At 43.5% G+C, this 14530-nt stretch carries 17 protein-coding genes; 15 read left to right on the top strand and 2 right to left on the bottom strand.

Annotation, left to right across the window (positions count from 1 at the left end):
* Window positions 1-165: 165 nt before the first annotated feature.
* The 10 genes from DW904_RS14350 to DW904_RS14300 all read left to right on the top strand — a co-directional run bounded on the left by DW904_RS14350 (window position 166) and on the right by DW904_RS14300 (window position 10189).
* Window positions 166-378 (top strand): FeoA family protein, encoded by a 213-nt coding sequence (locus DW904_RS14350; protein WP_118581835.1) that lies wholly within the window; start codon window positions 166-168, stop codon window positions 376-378.
* Window positions 379-403: 25 nt separating this feature from the next.
* Window positions 404-625 carry a FeoA family protein gene (locus DW904_RS14345; protein ID WP_118581832.1) on the top strand — a complete coding sequence of 74 codons (222 nt, stop codon included), beginning with the start codon at window positions 404-406 and terminating at the stop codon, window positions 623-625.
* Window positions 626-940: 315 nt separating this feature from the next.
* Window positions 941-3094 (top strand): ferrous iron transport protein B, encoded by a 2154-nt coding sequence (gene feoB / locus DW904_RS14340; RefSeq protein WP_118581829.1) that lies wholly within the window; start codon window positions 941-943, stop codon window positions 3092-3094.
* A 204-nt stretch (window positions 3095-3298) separates the two neighbouring features.
* The gene (locus DW904_RS14335) at window positions 3299-3772 is read left to right on the top strand and encodes a transcriptional repressor (protein ID WP_306467816.1); all 474 of its coding nucleotides are present in this window, start codon (window positions 3299-3301) and stop codon (window positions 3770-3772) included.
* 300 nt (window positions 3773-4072) lie between these two features.
* Entirely contained in the window at window positions 4073-4390 is a 318-nt protein-coding gene (locus tag DW904_RS14325) for a DUF6110 family protein (RefSeq protein WP_118581826.1), read from the top strand.
* A gap of 204 nt (window positions 4391-4594) precedes the next feature.
* Window positions 4595-6682 (top strand): heavy metal translocating P-type ATPase, encoded by a 2088-nt coding sequence (locus tag DW904_RS14320; RefSeq protein ID WP_118581823.1) that lies wholly within the window; start codon window positions 4595-4597, stop codon window positions 6680-6682.
* Between the two features lie 467 nt (window positions 6683-7149).
* Window positions 7150-7437, top strand: a complete 288-nt coding sequence (locus DW904_RS14315) for a DUF2325 domain-containing protein (protein WP_118581906.1) — start codon at window positions 7150-7152, stop codon at window positions 7435-7437.
* Between the two features lie 19 nt (window positions 7438-7456).
* Window positions 7457-8008, top strand: a complete 552-nt coding sequence (locus DW904_RS14310) for a DUF3793 family protein (RefSeq protein WP_118581820.1) — start codon at window positions 7457-7459, stop codon at window positions 8006-8008.
* Between the two features lie 156 nt (window positions 8009-8164).
* Entirely contained in the window at window positions 8165-8587 is a 423-nt protein-coding gene (locus tag DW904_RS14305) for a flavodoxin (RefSeq protein ID WP_118581817.1), read from the top strand.
* 357 nt (window positions 8588-8944) lie between these two features.
* Window positions 8945-10189, top strand: coding sequence for an AGE family epimerase/isomerase (locus tag DW904_RS14300; protein WP_118581814.1), 1245 nt, complete (start codon window positions 8945-8947; stop codon window positions 10187-10189).
* A gap of 146 nt (window positions 10190-10335) precedes the next feature.
* Here DW904_RS14300 and DW904_RS14295 read toward each other — a convergent pair whose 3' ends face one another.
* Both DW904_RS14295 and DW904_RS25730 read right to left on the bottom strand, forming a co-directional pair.
* Window positions 10336-10614: a type II toxin-antitoxin system HicB family antitoxin gene (locus tag DW904_RS14295; protein WP_118581811.1), complete on the bottom strand. Its 279-nt coding sequence runs from the start codon at window positions 10612-10614 to the stop codon at window positions 10336-10338.
* 160 nt (window positions 10615-10774) lie between these two features.
* Complete coding sequence (locus DW904_RS25730) at window positions 10775-10948, bottom strand: DUF6783 domain-containing protein (RefSeq protein ID WP_306467822.1); 174 nt, start codon at window positions 10946-10948, stop codon at window positions 10775-10777.
* Here DW904_RS25730 and DW904_RS25725 point away from each other — a divergent pair.
* The 5 genes from DW904_RS25725 to DW904_RS14275 all read left to right on the top strand — a co-directional run bounded on the left by DW904_RS25725 (window position 10868) and on the right by DW904_RS14275 (window position 14377).
* Window positions 10868-11065, top strand: coding sequence for a DUF6783 domain-containing protein (locus DW904_RS25725; RefSeq protein ID WP_308768503.1), 198 nt, complete (start codon window positions 10868-10870; stop codon window positions 11063-11065). The two genes, DW904_RS25730 and DW904_RS25725, sit on opposite strands and share 81 nt — an antisense overlap.
* Complete coding sequence (locus DW904_RS25720; protein WP_347562159.1) at window positions 11061-11234, top strand: cupin domain-containing protein; 174 nt, start codon at window positions 11061-11063, stop codon at window positions 11232-11234. Before DW904_RS25725 ends, DW904_RS25720 begins: the two co-directional genes overlap by 5 nt.
* A gap of 56 nt (window positions 11235-11290) precedes the next feature.
* Window positions 11291-11905 (top strand): AraC family transcriptional regulator, encoded by a 615-nt coding sequence (locus tag DW904_RS14285; RefSeq protein WP_347562153.1) that lies wholly within the window; start codon window positions 11291-11293, stop codon window positions 11903-11905.
* Window positions 11906-12111: 206 nt separating this feature from the next.
* Complete coding sequence (locus tag DW904_RS14280) at window positions 12112-12729, top strand: DUF4867 family protein (RefSeq protein ID WP_118581805.1); 618 nt, start codon at window positions 12112-12114, stop codon at window positions 12727-12729.
* 166 nt (window positions 12730-12895) lie between these two features.
* Window positions 12896-14377 (top strand): fucose isomerase, encoded by a 1482-nt coding sequence (locus DW904_RS14275; RefSeq protein WP_118581802.1) that lies wholly within the window; start codon window positions 12896-12898, stop codon window positions 14375-14377.
* Window positions 14378-14530: the final 153 nt, after the last annotated feature.

Raw genomic sequence — 14530 nt, 5'->3', positions numbered from 1 at the left:
ATTTTCAAAAAGCACTGGTCAAAATTTACGAAATTGCAGTGAAAAAAATGAGAAAAAAGTGCAAATAAATTATTGACAGCTTATATAAATTAGAATATACTAATCAACGTAAGCGAAACATAATAATAAATAGGTGTTTCTAAAGCACAAAAAAGGAAGGATGATATGATGCCGTTATCAATGGTAAACGAAGGAGAGCCGCAGGTGATTAAAAAAGTCGGCGGTAAAGAAGAAACCCGTAAATTCCTTGAAAATCTTGGGTTTGTACAGGGAGCTACAGTAACCGTTGTAAGTGAGATCAGCGGTAATATGATCGTGAATGTGAAAGATTCCAGAGTTGCCATTGGCAAGGATATGGCGAATCGGATCATGGTCTGAAATCCAGAAAAAAGGAGCAAGTATTATGAAAACATTACGGCAAGTTGGCGTAGGTCAGACTGTCACAGTGAAGAGACTGCACGGTGAAGGACCAGTAAAGAGACGTATCATGGATATGGGAATCACCAAAGGGGTACAGATCTATGTACGTAAAGTTGCACCGCTTGGAGATCCTATTGAGGTAACCGTGAGAGATTATGAACTGTCTCTGAGAAAAGTCGATGCAGAAATGATAGAGGTAGAATAAGTACTGTACAGGATATAGTACTTTGCTGTGTGTACATAAGGGAAAAGTTACTGGTCACATATTTTTGAAAAACATTTTACAAATGTTGTCATATGAACAGTGGTAAAATCAGCACAGCATGAAATTGCATGTTCTGGAATAGAATGGGCAATTTTTTTTACCTTGCGGGTTAGCGAAACCTAATATAAGGTTGAAAGGCTAACAAACGAAAGCTGATTAAAACAATAGGCAGCACAGGGCAACTAAAATCAGCAGAAGCTGTATATAATAAGCCCGGAAAAAAAGAAAATCTGGAAAGAAAGAGGAGGCATGAAAATGTCGATTAAGATTGCACTTGCAGGTAATCCTAACTGCGGCAAGACCACATTATTCAATGCACTGACCGGCTCTAACCAGTTCGTTGGTAACTGGCCTGGTGTAACAGTAGAGAAAAAAGAAGGTAAACTGAAAGGTCATAAGGATGTAACCATCATGGACCTTCCTGGTATTTATTCCCTTTCCCCATACACACTTGAGGAAGTGGTTGCCAGAAATTACCTGATCAATGAAATGCCAGATGCGATCATCAACATCGTAGATGGTACAAACCTTGAGCGTAACCTGTATCTGTCCACACAGATCATGGAGCTTGGAATCCCGGTAGTTATGGCTATCAACATGATGGATCTGGTTCAGAAATCCGGAAACAAGATCCACATTGACAAATTAAGCAAAAAGCTTGGCTGCGAAGTAGTTGAGATTTCCGCTCTGAAAGGAACCGGAATCATGAAAGCTGCTGAGAAAGCAATCAGCGCAGCACAGAGCAAAAAGAAAACAATTCCGGTTCACGAATTTGCACAGGATGTTGAGGATGCGATCAAATCTGTTGAGAATAAGCTGACAGGAACTGTTGCAGAGGCTCAGAAACGTTTCTTTGCAATCAAGCTTATCGAGAAAGATGACAAGATCGTAGAGCAGATGAAGAGTGTTCCGGATGTGTCTTACGAAGTAAAGGCTCTGGAAGATAAATTCGATGATGATACAGAGAGTATTATCACAAACGAGCGTTATGTATACATCTCTTCCATTATTGGACAGTGCTATACAAAATCCTCTACAGGAAAGAAACTTACAACCTCCGATAAGATCGACAGAATCGTAACCAACAGATGGCTGGCGCTTCCGATCTTCGCAGTTGTAATGTGGGTTGTTTATTATGTGTCTGTAACCACTGTTGGAACTATTGTAACAGATTGGACAAATGATGTACTCTTCGGTGAGATTATTCCTCCGGCAGTTGAGTCTGCTCTGGAAGCTGTAAATTGCGCTGCATGGCTGCAGGGACTGATTCTTGACGGTATTGTTGCCGGTGTTGGCGCTGTACTTGGTTTCGTGCCGCAGATGCTGGTTCTGTTCCTGTTCCTTGCATTCCTTGAGTCCTGCGGTTACATGGCTCGTGTTGCATTCATCATGGACAGAATCTTCCGTAAATTCGGTCTTTCCGGAAAATCCTTTATTCCAATGCTGATCGGTTCCGGATGTGGTGTTCCTGGAGTTATGGCTTCCCGTACAATCGAGAACGACCGTGACCGTAAAATGACAATCATGACTACAACATTTGTTCCTTGTGGTGCGAAGCTCCCGATCATTGCAATGATCGCAGGTGCATTCTTTAACAACAGCGGATGGGTTGCTACAAGCTCTTACTTTGTTGGCATCGCAGCAATCATCTGCTCCGGTATTATCCTTAAGAAAACAAAAATGTTCGCTGGCGAGCCGGCACCATTCGTTATGGAGCTTCCGGCATATCACTGGCCAACCGTTGGCAATATTCTGAGAAGCATGTGGGAGAGAGGCTGGTCCTTCATCAAGAAAGCCGGTACCATCATTCTTCTTTCCACCATCGTTCTCTGGTTCCTTATGGGATTCGGCTGGGAAGGCGGTTCCTTTGGAATGGTAGAAGAGCTGAACAACAGTATTCTTGCCAAGATCGGTTCTGCAATCGCCTGGATTTTTGCTCCTCTTGGATGGACAAAAGCAGGAGAAGGCTGGAAGATGGCAGTTGCTGCCGTAACAGGTCTTATTGCAAAAGAGAACGTTGTTGCTACATTTGGTATGCTCTTCGGATTTGCTGAGGTTGCAGAGGATGGAGCTGAGATCTGGGGAAATCTTGCACAGGTAATGACTCCTATTGCAGCATACGGATTCTTGGTATTCAACCTTCTTTGTGCTCCTTGTTTCGCAGCTATGGGTGCTATTAAGAGAGAGATGAACAATGCAAAATGGTTCTGGTTTGCAATCGGCTATCAGTGCGGTCTTGCTTATGTAGTTTCCCTTTGCATTTATCAGATTGGTACACTGCTTACAGGCGGCGGATTTGGAATCGGAACAGTTGTTGCATTCGTTCTGGTTGCAGCATTCCTGTACCTGCTGTTCAGACCATATAAAGAGAGCAACAGCTTAAAAGTTAATACAAAGAGTATTGCTTAAGCAAAGTTGTTAAAAATAATTCAGCCTGTATCCCTTAAAAGATACAGGCTGGAATTTTTATATAAGGGGAAATCACCATATCTTTTCACTTTGGAAAAAGATGCTCTGCAGCAGTGAAGGCGTGAACCGTTATGGTTTCTCCTTATATAGAAATTCCAGCCCTGATATAAAATCATACAGAAATCAAAAAGGATGGCGATGAAAATGATGAAAAACGCAGTTGAAGAAAAAGCATATGAAAATCAGGAAGCATATCAGCGGACACAAATGCAGAAAGATATGATTCTTGAACGATTACGCGAACAAGGCTGCAGGATCACCAGACAGCGCCAGCTGATACTGGATATTATTCTGGAGGAGGAGTGTTCCTGCTGTAAGGAGATTTATTACAAGGTGCAGGAGAAAGACCGAAATATTGGACCTGCCACAATTTACCGTATGGTAAATATGCTGGAAAAAATCGGCGCCATCAGCCGAAAGAACATGTACCGGATTTCCAGCTGTGCAGCATGCTGCCAGGAAAATGGCTGCACGGTAAGACTTAGCGATGCTACTGTCTGTAAGCTGCCTTCTGAAGTCTGGAAACAGGTTGTAAGAGAAGGATTGAAAAATATGGGCTATATTGGAGATCAGGATATTGAGAGTATTGAGATGACCATGTCAAAGTGCGGTGCTTGAAAACTTGCATGATAGTATGAAGGCATATAAAAATAGCAGTTATCCAGGGGAGAGAGTTAGAGCCTGTTTGAAAAAGCATTCCCGCAATCTGCACGCTCCTCTTTGCGGTATATTTCACTCAAATTGTGACGTACATCTTGCAGAAAGTTTTTTCAAACACGCCCTAAAACAGGGAGATAATGAGAATATTTCTCGATAAGCAAAATAGTACTGGGAATTTCAGAAAACCTGATATATAATACCAAAATATTGAAAAACAATTAACAACAATAGCGTTTCACTATAAGGAGGAATTTAATCATGGCAAGTTTTAAATGGGACAAGACAGGACTTTTTGCAGCAGGTGTTTTATTCGGAACAGCAGGTATCAAGCTTCTTTCCAGCAAAGATGCGAAAAAAGTTTACACAGAGTGCACAGCAGCTGTTTTAAGAGCAAAGGACTGTGTAATGAAGACGGTTACAACTGTTCAGGAAAATGCAGGTGATATCTATGCAGATGCACAGCAGATCAATGAGGACAGAAAAGCAGCTGAGGAGCCGTTTGAGGATGAGGCAGCTGAGAGCGAGACTGAGTTTAAAGAAACTGAAGAAGCTGAGACAGAGGAAACTGCTGAGTAAGATGGCAGTGAAATACATTGCAAACATATTGGGGACTGCCGTTTTTGCGACAGTCCTCTTAATCGTTGCTGTTCGTTCGAAAAGTTCTGCCGGATATTTTGGGTGAACAAATTTTACTGAAAACGCGAAGAGTGTAGCGCGAAGTGATTGTGGTGAACGTAATGAACAGCAACTTTTGCTTTGAAGAAAAAGTAGGTGAACAAGTTGAAATTTACAGTTAAACATGAGAAAAAAGGACGTATCAGAGTCCATCTTTTTCAGAAATATATGAATTTTACCCAGGCAGATACCCTTCAGTATTATCTGGAAAATCTGGATGGAGTAAAGAAGGCTCAGGTCTTTAACCGTACCAGTGATGCTCTTATTTACTACACAGGAGAGAGAAATGAACTGTTGAAGGCAATTCAGGCGTTTGGTTACAGCCGTGTCAGCGTACCCGCCCAGGTGCTGGAGAATTCCGGAAGAGAATTAAATGAGACTTATAAGGAGAAGCTGGTAAATAAAGTTATTTTCCATTACGGACGCAAGCTGCTTTTGCCATATCCATTGTCTGCAATCTATACCACCGCAATGTCTGTGAAATACATCTGGCTGGGGGTTAAGACACTCTGGAAGCGTAAGATCGAGGTTCCGGTTCTGGATGCAACTGCAATCGGTGTTTCCATTTTCCGCGGCGACTTCTCCACAGCCGGTTCTGTTATGTTCCTGCTTGGAATTGGAGAATTGCTTGAGGAGTGGACCCACAAGAAATCTGTGGATGATCTGGCACGTACCATGTCTCTGAACACTGGTAAGGTATGGCTTCGCAGTGAAGGTACAGAGGTGCTGGTGGACGCAGACAAGATCCAGGCCGGAGATATGGTTGTAGTACATATGGGAAATGTGATTCCATTTGACGGTTTGATCGCAGAGGGCGAGGCTATGGTAAACCAGGCTTCCCTGACTGGTGAATCTGTTCCTGTAAGAAAAGTGGAAGGAAATTCCGTATACGCAGGTACGGTTGTGGAAGAGGGTGAGGCTGTCATTACTGTAAAAGCAGTTGGTGGTTCCAGCCGTTATGAGAAGATCGCAGCCATGATTGAGGATACTGAGAAGCTGAAATCCGGTCTTGAGAGCAAGGCCGAGCACCTGGCGGACAGACTGGTCCCATACACACTTGGCGGTACAGCACTTACCTATCTGCTTACCAGAAATGTAACCAAGGCTGTTTCCGTATTGATGGTTGACTTCTCCTGTGCTCTGAAGCTGGCAATGCCGGTTTCCGTACTTTCCGCTATCCGGGAGGCAGGAGAATACAAAATCACTGTGAAAGGCGGTAAATTCCTGGAGGCAGTTGCGGATGCCGATACGATCGTATTTGACAAGACTGGTACGCTTACCAAGGCAGAACCTACAGTAGCTGAGGTTGTCCCGTTTAATGGACAGAACGAAAATGAACTGCTAAGAATTGCAGCCTGCCTGGAAGAACATTTTCCCCATTCCATGGCGAAAGCTGTTGTAGACGCAGCGAAGAAGAGAAAACTGGATCATGAGGAAATGCATTCCAAAGTAGAATACATTGTGGCTCATGGTATTTCTACAACCATTGAAGGGAAAAAAGCAATCATCGGAAGCTCCCATTTTGTATTCGAGGATGAGAAATGTACCATTCCGGAAGGCATGGAAGAGAAGTTTAAAAATCTTCCAAATGAGTATTCCCATCTGTATCTTGCAATTGAAGGCAGTCTTGCAGCTGTTATCTGCATTGAGGATCCTCTCCGTGAGGAAGCTCCTGCAGTTGTAAAAGCGCTGAAAAAAGCCGGATTCAGCAAGGTGGTTATGATGACCGGAGACAGTGAACGTACAGCCAGGGCTGTTGCAGCCAAGGTTGGCGTTGATGAATATTATTCCGAGGTTCTTCCAGAAGATAAAGCAAGCTTTGTGGAAAAAGAGAAAGCAAAAGGACGCAAGGTTGTCATGCTTGGTGATGGAATTAACGATTCCCCGGCCCTTTCTGCAGCTGACGCAGGTATTGCAGTAAGCGAAGGCGCCGAGATTGCAAGAGAGATCGCAGACATCACTATCGGTGCGGATAATCTGGAAGGTATCGTAATTCTGAAGCATATCAGTGACGCGCTGATGAAGCGTATCCACAATAATTACAGAACGATCGTAGGATTTAACACTGGTCTGATCCTGCTGGGCGTTGCCGGAATCCTGCAGCCGACTACCTCAGCATTGCTTCACAATACTTCAACATTGCTGATCGGTATGAACAGTATGAAGAATCTGGTGGGCACTGAGGAAATCTGAACGGATGTGTCGCGCATTGCGGACATTGTAAAAAAATCGGGTTCTGATTGCGGGAATGATTTTTCAAACACGCTCTGCGGTAATAGTGGAACTTCTGAATATAATCAGAGAGTTAATGAGACTGTTTTTCATTAGCTCTCTTTTTTTTGCTTAGTACTTGACAGAAATAAGGAATTAGTGTAAACTAACACCATAAAAGTTAGCATAAGCTAACCAAAGCGTAGAACTATAAAAATATATAATCAGCACATTTTACATAAAATAAAATGTAAAGGACTGCAGCAACTAAAACATATTTCAGAAGTGCAGGCGTTACTGGGAAGGTTGTAAACAGTAAACGGAAAGCTTCTAATTTTTTTAATAAAGGGTTAGAACAGACTAACGAAAATAAGGAGAAAACATTGCATGGAAGCAGGGAGGTTTCTTCATTTTCAGAAGCTTCAGGAAACCCGGAAAGGACAATTTACATGAGTATTGTAATCATCGGCGGAAATGAGAGAATGGTATGTCAGTATACCGATATCTGCAAAGACTATGGATATAAGGCGAAGGTTTTTCCAAAAGAGAACGGCGCCATCCGTAAAAAAATCGGATGCCCGGATCTGATGGTGCTTTTTACCAATACAGTGTCCCATAAAATGGTCATCAGTGCATCCCAGGAAGCAAAGAAAAACAACATTCCGGTAGCGCGCATCCATACCAGCAGCGCAAGCGCCTTAAAGTGTGCGCTGGATGAGCATGCGGTGATGGCATAAAAAAGATAAGGAGTTTATCATGATTGAGAAATGTCTCATTGAGCACTGTGCTCCCACCCTTGCTTCATTAAAAGCAGCCAATCTTTTCAATGCCTGTTGTGAAGAGGGAGAAAATATAGACCTTCAGATTTCCAGGTGGAATCAGCTGATGAATCCAAAGGGCGTGAAGCTGCTGGCACTTCGCAGTCGTGGTAACCGTTCTCTGGTTTATGTATACCGGGAAAAACAGCTGGCACAGAATCTGAATCGTCCTGGAGTTGCCCGGTTTCTGGAAAAATATGGATATGAAAATACAGAACCGGAACAGTGCCTGGCGTTACTGAAGAAGCGCTTTGAGGCATCAGAAGATTTTCCACATGAGATTGGGATTTTTCTTGATTATCCACTTGGGGACGTAATTGGTTTTATCCAGAATGGCGGACAGAATTATAAATGTTCCGGCTGCTGGAAAGTATATTGTAATGAATGTGAAGCATTGAAAATGTTTCAGAAGTACCATAAATGCCGGGAGGTTTATCGGAATCTATGGGCAAAAGGCAGGAGTGTTCTGCAGCTGACAGTGGCTGCCTGACATACAATGAAAGTCCACTATGGGTGACAGCCAAAAAGCGATAAGAGTCACGGAAAAGCTGACTTTCGTTATTAAAGTGCCAGATGTGGAGGATAAAACATAAATGATCTCACAGGCTGGCAATAAAATTATAAAAGAAAGAGGTTAAGTGAAGTTATGAGTAAAGTAGCAGTTGTATATTGGAGCGGAACTGGTAATACAGAGGAAATGGCAAATAAAGTAGCGGAAGGTGCAAAAGCTGCAGGAGCTGAGGTAGAAGTGATCAGTGCAGATGATTTTGATGGAACAGATATCAGCAGTTTTGACGGTGTAGCTTTCGGATGCCCTGCAATGGGAGATGAGGAGCTTGAGGATTCCGTATTCCAGCCGGTATTCGAAGCATGTGAGCCAAAGCTTGCAGGCAAAAAAGTAGCGCTCTTCGGTTCCTACGGATGGGGAGACGGCGACTGGATGCGCAGCTGGGAAGAAAAATGCCAGAACGATGGCGTTGCACTTGCTGTTGACAGTGTAATCTGCAACGAAGAGCCCGATGATGAGGCTCAGGCAGCCTGCATTGAGCTTGGAAAAGCTATCTGCTGATTGGAACTGTTTTTGAAAAAAACAGAATATAGATTATTATAACAATAATAACATTTACAGCCGCTATTAGTGCAAATAACGTACTAATGGCGGCTGTTTTGATGAAACTTAAATAAATTGACCGAAATCCCGTCTGGGAGTATAATTGTGTCAGAAAAGTGAAACAGTAAAAATCCCCATAAAAGCCAAAGTTCACCCCTCTGTTCAAGGCCTTCCAGATAAGGTAAAATGAAGATTGCAAAGTGGGAGATCATCACAAAACGGATTTGTTGCCTATTTGTGACATCACTATATATGAGAGTCAGCTGTAGAGCGGGACTTTCACAGGATATTACAGTATAAAAGGAGAAAACAGAAATGGCAGTTACAGAGAATAAATATCAGCTTGGAACAGCTGAAAACCAGAAATTTCTGCAGGATGTTAGAGATGGCTTATTAAGCTTCGGACATCAGTTTCCGTCACCAGGAGGAAGCTCCTATTATCTTGGAGATGACGGCACTCCCTGGAAAGACCGTAACCGTGAAACCTGGATCACAAGCCGTATGACACATGTGTACAGCATTGGTTCCATGCTTGGACATGAAGGCAGCGAGGCATTGGCTGATGCAGCGTTGAAGGGGCTTAGAGGCGAGCTTCACGATGATCAAAATGGTGGTTGGTATGCAGGTCTTACAAAGGACAATGAAATTGTTCCAACCAAGCAGTGCTATGCCCATGCATTTGTAATTCTGGCAGCTTCTTCCGGCGTGTTGGCCTGCAGAGAAGGGGCAGCAGAGCTTTTGAAAGATGCCTTGGCACTTTATGATCTGAGATTCTGGAACGAGGAAGAAGGACTTTCCTGTGATACCTGGAACACAGAATTTACAGAGCTGGATTCCTATCGAGGCTTGAATGCAAATATGCATACCGTTGAGGCGTTTCTTGCCGCAGCTGATGTGACCGGGGATGAGAAATATCGTGTACGTGCAGGCAGGATCATCGACCATGTTCTGGTATGGGCAAAGGACAATAACTGGCGTATACCGGAGCATTTTTCCAGTGACTGGGTACCGGATCTGGAATGCAACAAAGACCGCCCGGACGACCAGTTTAAGCCATACGGCGCAACTCCGGGACACGGAATTGAGTGGGCAAGACTGATCACACAGTGGGCGCTTTCTACATATAAAGAGGATAAGGCTGGCGCAGCACCTTATATTGAAGCTGCAGAGAATCTGTATAACCGCGCAGTTGCTGACGCATGGAATGCAGACGGTGCACCGGGAATCTGTTACACAACAGACTGGAACGGCAAACCTGTAGTCCATGACAGAATGCACTGGACTCTTGCAGAAGCAATCAACACCTCTTCCGTTCTGTTCCATGTAACAGATAATGAGAAATACGCAGCAGATTATGCAGAGTTTATGAAATATCTGGATGAGAAAGTTCTGGATCACGTAAACGGTTCCTGGTTCCACCAGCTGGACAGAGAGAACAATCTTCTGGAGACCGTATGGCCTGGAAAGTCTGATATTTATCATGCACTGCAGGCTACATTGATTCCATATTATGCTCCCGGTCTGTCCATTGCAGTGGCAGTGAAGAAGCAGGCAAGATAAAACAAAAATATTTTGTAACTGAGAAGGTTCTGACCAGGTACAGTGGTAAAATTAATGGGGAGGCTTTGCCTCCCCATTTTGGACTTATTAGGTAAGTCAGTGAAGTCTGGAACGTAAGCGGACATTTCAAACACTCACGGTAAACTTCATTCATCCCACCCATCATACAACCGGATGTTCACCTGGATATTTCTGACCACATCCTCATCTTCTAATTCCATATCATCTGGATCTGTGATCGGAGGCAGCTCTGGAACTTCTTCGGAGAGCTCTACAGAAATCCAGTCGAATGCAGCAGCGTTAGCGCTTTCGATAGCTTCGTCTAAAGTGTCTCCTTCTCCGAAGCAGCCTTCCAGGTCTGGGAAAGTTCCCTTATAACGACCATCTTCGGTTTTCTTAAAAACAGCAGGATATATAAATTTCATGATAAACCTCCCGAAAATAAAAATAACATATTGAAAATTAATTTCAATTATAAGCGTTTGAGCTGGTAAATACAAGATAAGAAAAAACTTGTATTTAAGAAAATACGAAACGAGAAAAGACGTGGCAGCGGAGCCAAAAAGAATCTAAGAAACAGGATTGTCAAATATAGGGGAAAATGATATTCTTACAGCAAGAGACTTTAGAGCGTGTTTGAAAAATCATTCCCGCAATCTGCACGCTCCACTTTGCGGTATATTTCACCTGAATTCGGTTGCCGTAGCCCGCTACGGCGCCCTCATCCGAGCGAAATCTCCCACAAATTGTGACGAACATCTTGCAGAAAGCCTTTTTCAAACACGCTCTAGCCGGTTCGGAACTGAAAGAAAATGGCGCGGCTTTATAGAAATATACCTGCCGGAGGTGAAATCTTGGAATTTCAGCATGAATTGATCATACCAAACGAGGTCTTCCTTTCAAAATCTTTTTATTTGAAGGCGGACACGGCAATTACGAAAGAGAAAAACACTGGCATACCTCAATTGAGATTTTTGCAGTGCTAAAAGGCAGACTGACTTTTTTTCTTAATGAAGAAGAGTACCCCCTGGAGGCTGGCGGCTGATCATCATCAATTCCAATGAGATCCACTCCATTCACGCCCCCAGGAAAAATGAGACTGTGGTTTTGCAGATTCCACTGAAGCAGTTTGAAAAATATTTTACTGCCCAGCGGTTTATCCGATTTACAAGTGCAGCCCGTGTGGCAAAGGATCAGAAGTCCAAGGCTCCGGATAATCGGAAGCTGGCATTTTTTATTGAGGAGCTTTATAAGGTGTACTGTGCCCGTGAAGAAGGATGGGAGTACCGGACTATGGCCCTGTACTACAATATTTTGTACCTGATGGTAAGGGATTATCGTGAGACCGAGGCTGCACAGGAGGAAATTCAGGATAGCCGACGACTGGATGCTTTGTCAAAAATTACCACTTATATGCGTGAGCATTATACAGAAGAACTGAAACTTTCTGAGATGGCAAATTTATTTGGCTATTCAGACGCTTATTTGTCGCGAATGTTCAAAAAGTATGCAAAAATCAATTTTAAGACTTATTTACAGGAAATTCGCATGTCTTATGCATGTCGGGAACTGATGAATACAGAGAAAACAGTGAGCCAGATTGCCCTGGACAACGGCTTTGCCAGCAGCAGAGCCTTTTCCAGAGAGTTTCAGAAGAAATATAACAGACTTCCAAGCGAAGTAAGACAAAAATTTAATACAACTCCAAAAGAATAAAATGTCAAAAAAGTGCTATAGATAAGACAAGAAAACCGTCGTAAAGCATATCAGAATATGGTATGCTTTTTTCATGCAGAAAGAACCAGGGCAGACTGAGATCAGCAGCTGGTTCGGGAATCTTGAGTATGAGCATGTTGGACTGCTGTGAGAGTGGCAGATAGCAGCCATGTCCGCATTCTGATATGCGCAAAAGGAGGTTAATCGTGAAGATTCAGAAAGTAACAGATCCGGCATTCCGTAAATATGGACAGGTGCTGGAGGGATACGACTTTACAGGTCTTATCAAGGAGATGAAACACACTCCGGTTCCAGAGGACGTAATCTATGTTCCATCTGTTGAGGAGCTGGAGGCACTGGATATTATGAAGGACCTGCAGAACAAGGGATACGGCGGGCTGCCGATCCAGATCGGATACTGCAACGGCCATAACAAGAAGCTGAATGCAGTGGAGTATCATCGTAATTCCGAGATCAATGTAGCGGTTACAGATCTTGTCCTTCTTATCGGACATCAGCAGGACATTGAGCCGGATCATACCTATGATACATCTAAGATCGAGGCATTCCTTGTACCGGCAGGAACCGGAATCGAGGTATACGCTACCACACTTCACTACGCACCATGTCATGTGAATGAGGGCGGTTTCCAGTGTGTTGTTGTACTTCCGAAAGGAACTAACACAGACCTTACTTTCCAGACTGAGAAGACGGGAGAGGACAGCTTGATGACAGCCAAGAACAAATGGCTGATCGCACATGAGGATGCGAAGATCGCTGGCGCATTTAATGGTCTGAAGGGTGAGAATATCACAATTGACTGATAAAATAATTCATAGTTGCTCATTTTTTTCAGAAGATAAACCGACACGTTGTTGGTGGGTAACTACTAAAGTCTGTTTGAAAAATGAATATTGAGACTTGAGGAGCTTACATAGCTACCACAATTGAAAGTTTCTTAAAAAATTAAAATATGGAGGAATACCTATTATGAACAATATACCAGTAGTAAAACTTGGATTAATCGCAGTAAGCCGTGACTGTTTCCCGATTCAGCTTTCTGAGAAGAGACGCGCAGCTATCATGGACGCTTACAAGGGTGAGCTTTATGAATGTCCAGTAACTGTTGAGAATGAGAAAGACATGGAGAAGGCTCTCGAGGATGTAAACAAAGCTGAGTGTAATGCACTTGTTGTTTTCCTTGGAAACTTCGGACCAGAGACTCCAGAGACCCTGATTGCTGAGAGATTTGACGGACCTTGCATGTATGTAGCTGCTGCTGAGGGCGATGGCGATATGATCAATGGTCGTGGTGATGCTTACTGCGGTATGCTGAACTGCTCCTACAACTTAAAGATGCGTCATCTTGAAGCTTATATTCCGGAATATCCGGTTGGAACTGCAACTGACATTGCTACCATGATCGCTGACTTCGTACCAGTTGCACGTGCCGTTATCGGTGTTCGTAACCTGAAGATCATTACCTTTGGACCACGTCCACAGGACTTCTTCGCATGTAACGCACCAATCAAAGGACTCTATGAGCTGGGTGTTGAGATCGAAGAGAACTCTGAGCTTGACCTTCTGGTTGCTTACAAAGAGCATGAGAACGATCCTCGTATCCCAGAGGTTTGCGCAGATATGGCAAAGGAAATGGGCGAGGGCAGATACTATGCTGACCTTAGTGAGAGAATGGCACAGTTCGAGCTTACTCTTCTTGATTGGGCTGAGGCTCACAAGGGCGCCAGAAAATACGTTGCATTTGCTGATAAATGCTGGCCTGCATTCCCGTCACAGTTTGGATTTGAGCCATGCTATGTAAACAGCCGTCTTGCTGCAAGAGGAATCCCGGTATCCTGCGAGGTTGATATCTACGGAGCTCTTAGCGAGTATATCGGACTTTGCATTTCCAATGACGCTGTTACACTGCTTGACATCAACAACTCCGTTCCTCAGTACATCTATGATGAGGATATCAAGGGCAAATATGATTATAAGCTTACCGATACATTCATGGGCTTCCATTGCGGAAATACTCCGGCCTGCAAGATGTGCGATTCCAGAGCTGTTAAATATCAGCTGATCCAGCACAGACTTCTTGAGCCGGAAGGATCTGAACCAGATTTCACAAGAGGAACTCTTGAGGGTGATATCGCTGCTTCTGATATTACATTCTATCGTCTGCAGTGCAACTCTGAAGGAGAGCTTGTTTCCTATGTTGCAGAAGGTGAAGTTCTTGACGTACCTACAAGATCCTTTGGTGGTATTGGTATCTTCGCAATCAAAGAGATGGGAAGATTCTACCGTCACGTATTGATCGAGGGTAATTACCCGCATCACGGTGCAGTTATGTTCGGACATTATGGAAAGGCATTCTACGAAGTAGTGAAATTCCTTGGACTTGATGTTAAGAAAATCGGTTACAACCAGCCGGCTGGTGTAAGATATCCTACAGAGAATCCATGGGGCTAATACTTAAATAAGCGGTAAGTAATTGCTGTGTACAAAGTTGAGAGCAATGTAGAATGATTGCTTCTTGCTTAAAAAGCAGGAAGGGACGATTTGAATAGAATTATAGGCGTATATAGAAACGGCCGTACCACTTTATGCGGTACGGCTGTTTTT

The sequence above is a fragment of the Ruminococcus sp. AM42-11 genome (assembly GCF_003480145.1).
GTDB classification, from domain to species: domain Bacteria; phylum Bacillota; class Clostridia; order Lachnospirales; family Lachnospiraceae; genus Blautia_A; species Blautia_A faecis.
Note: the sequence above shows the minus strand (reverse complement) of the source record. Positions and strands in the feature narration are given on the sequence as shown.

What these genes read in the sequence shown, in the direction of transcription:
- DW904_RS14350 (WP_118581835.1), top strand. Translation starts at nt 166, where the DNA reads ATGATGCCGTTATCAATGGTAAACGAAGGAGAGCCGCAGGTGATTAAA.
- DW904_RS14345 (WP_118581832.1), top strand. Translation starts at nt 404, where the DNA reads ATGAAAACATTACGGCAAGTTGGCGTAGGTCAGACTGTCACAGTGAAG.
- feoB (WP_118581829.1), top strand. Translation starts at nt 941, where the DNA reads ATGTCGATTAAGATTGCACTTGCAGGTAATCCTAACTGCGGCAAGACC.
- DW904_RS14335 (WP_306467816.1), top strand. Translation starts at nt 3,299, where the DNA reads ATGATGAAAAACGCAGTTGAAGAAAAAGCATATGAAAATCAGGAAGCA.
- DW904_RS14325 (WP_118581826.1), top strand. Translation starts at nt 4,073, where the DNA reads ATGGCAAGTTTTAAATGGGACAAGACAGGACTTTTTGCAGCAGGTGTT.
- DW904_RS14315 (WP_118581906.1), top strand. Translation starts at nt 7,150, where the DNA reads ATGAGTATTGTAATCATCGGCGGAAATGAGAGAATGGTATGTCAGTAT.
- DW904_RS14310 (WP_118581820.1), top strand. Translation starts at nt 7,457, where the DNA reads ATGATTGAGAAATGTCTCATTGAGCACTGTGCTCCCACCCTTGCTTCA.
- DW904_RS14305 (WP_118581817.1), top strand. Translation starts at nt 8,165, where the DNA reads ATGAGTAAAGTAGCAGTTGTATATTGGAGCGGAACTGGTAATACAGAG.
- DW904_RS14300 (WP_118581814.1), top strand. Translation starts at nt 8,945, where the DNA reads ATGGCAGTTACAGAGAATAAATATCAGCTTGGAACAGCTGAAAACCAG.
- DW904_RS14295 (WP_118581811.1), bottom strand. Translation starts at nt 10,614, where the DNA reads ATGAAATTTATATATCCTGCTGTTTTTAAGAAAACCGAAGATGGTCGT.
- DW904_RS25730 (WP_306467822.1), bottom strand. Translation starts at nt 10,948, where the DNA reads ATGTTCGTCACAATTTGTGGGAGATTTCGCTCGGATGAGGGCGCCGTA.
- DW904_RS14275 (WP_118581802.1), top strand. Translation starts at nt 12,896, where the DNA reads ATGAACAATATACCAGTAGTAAAACTTGGATTAATCGCAGTAAGCCGT.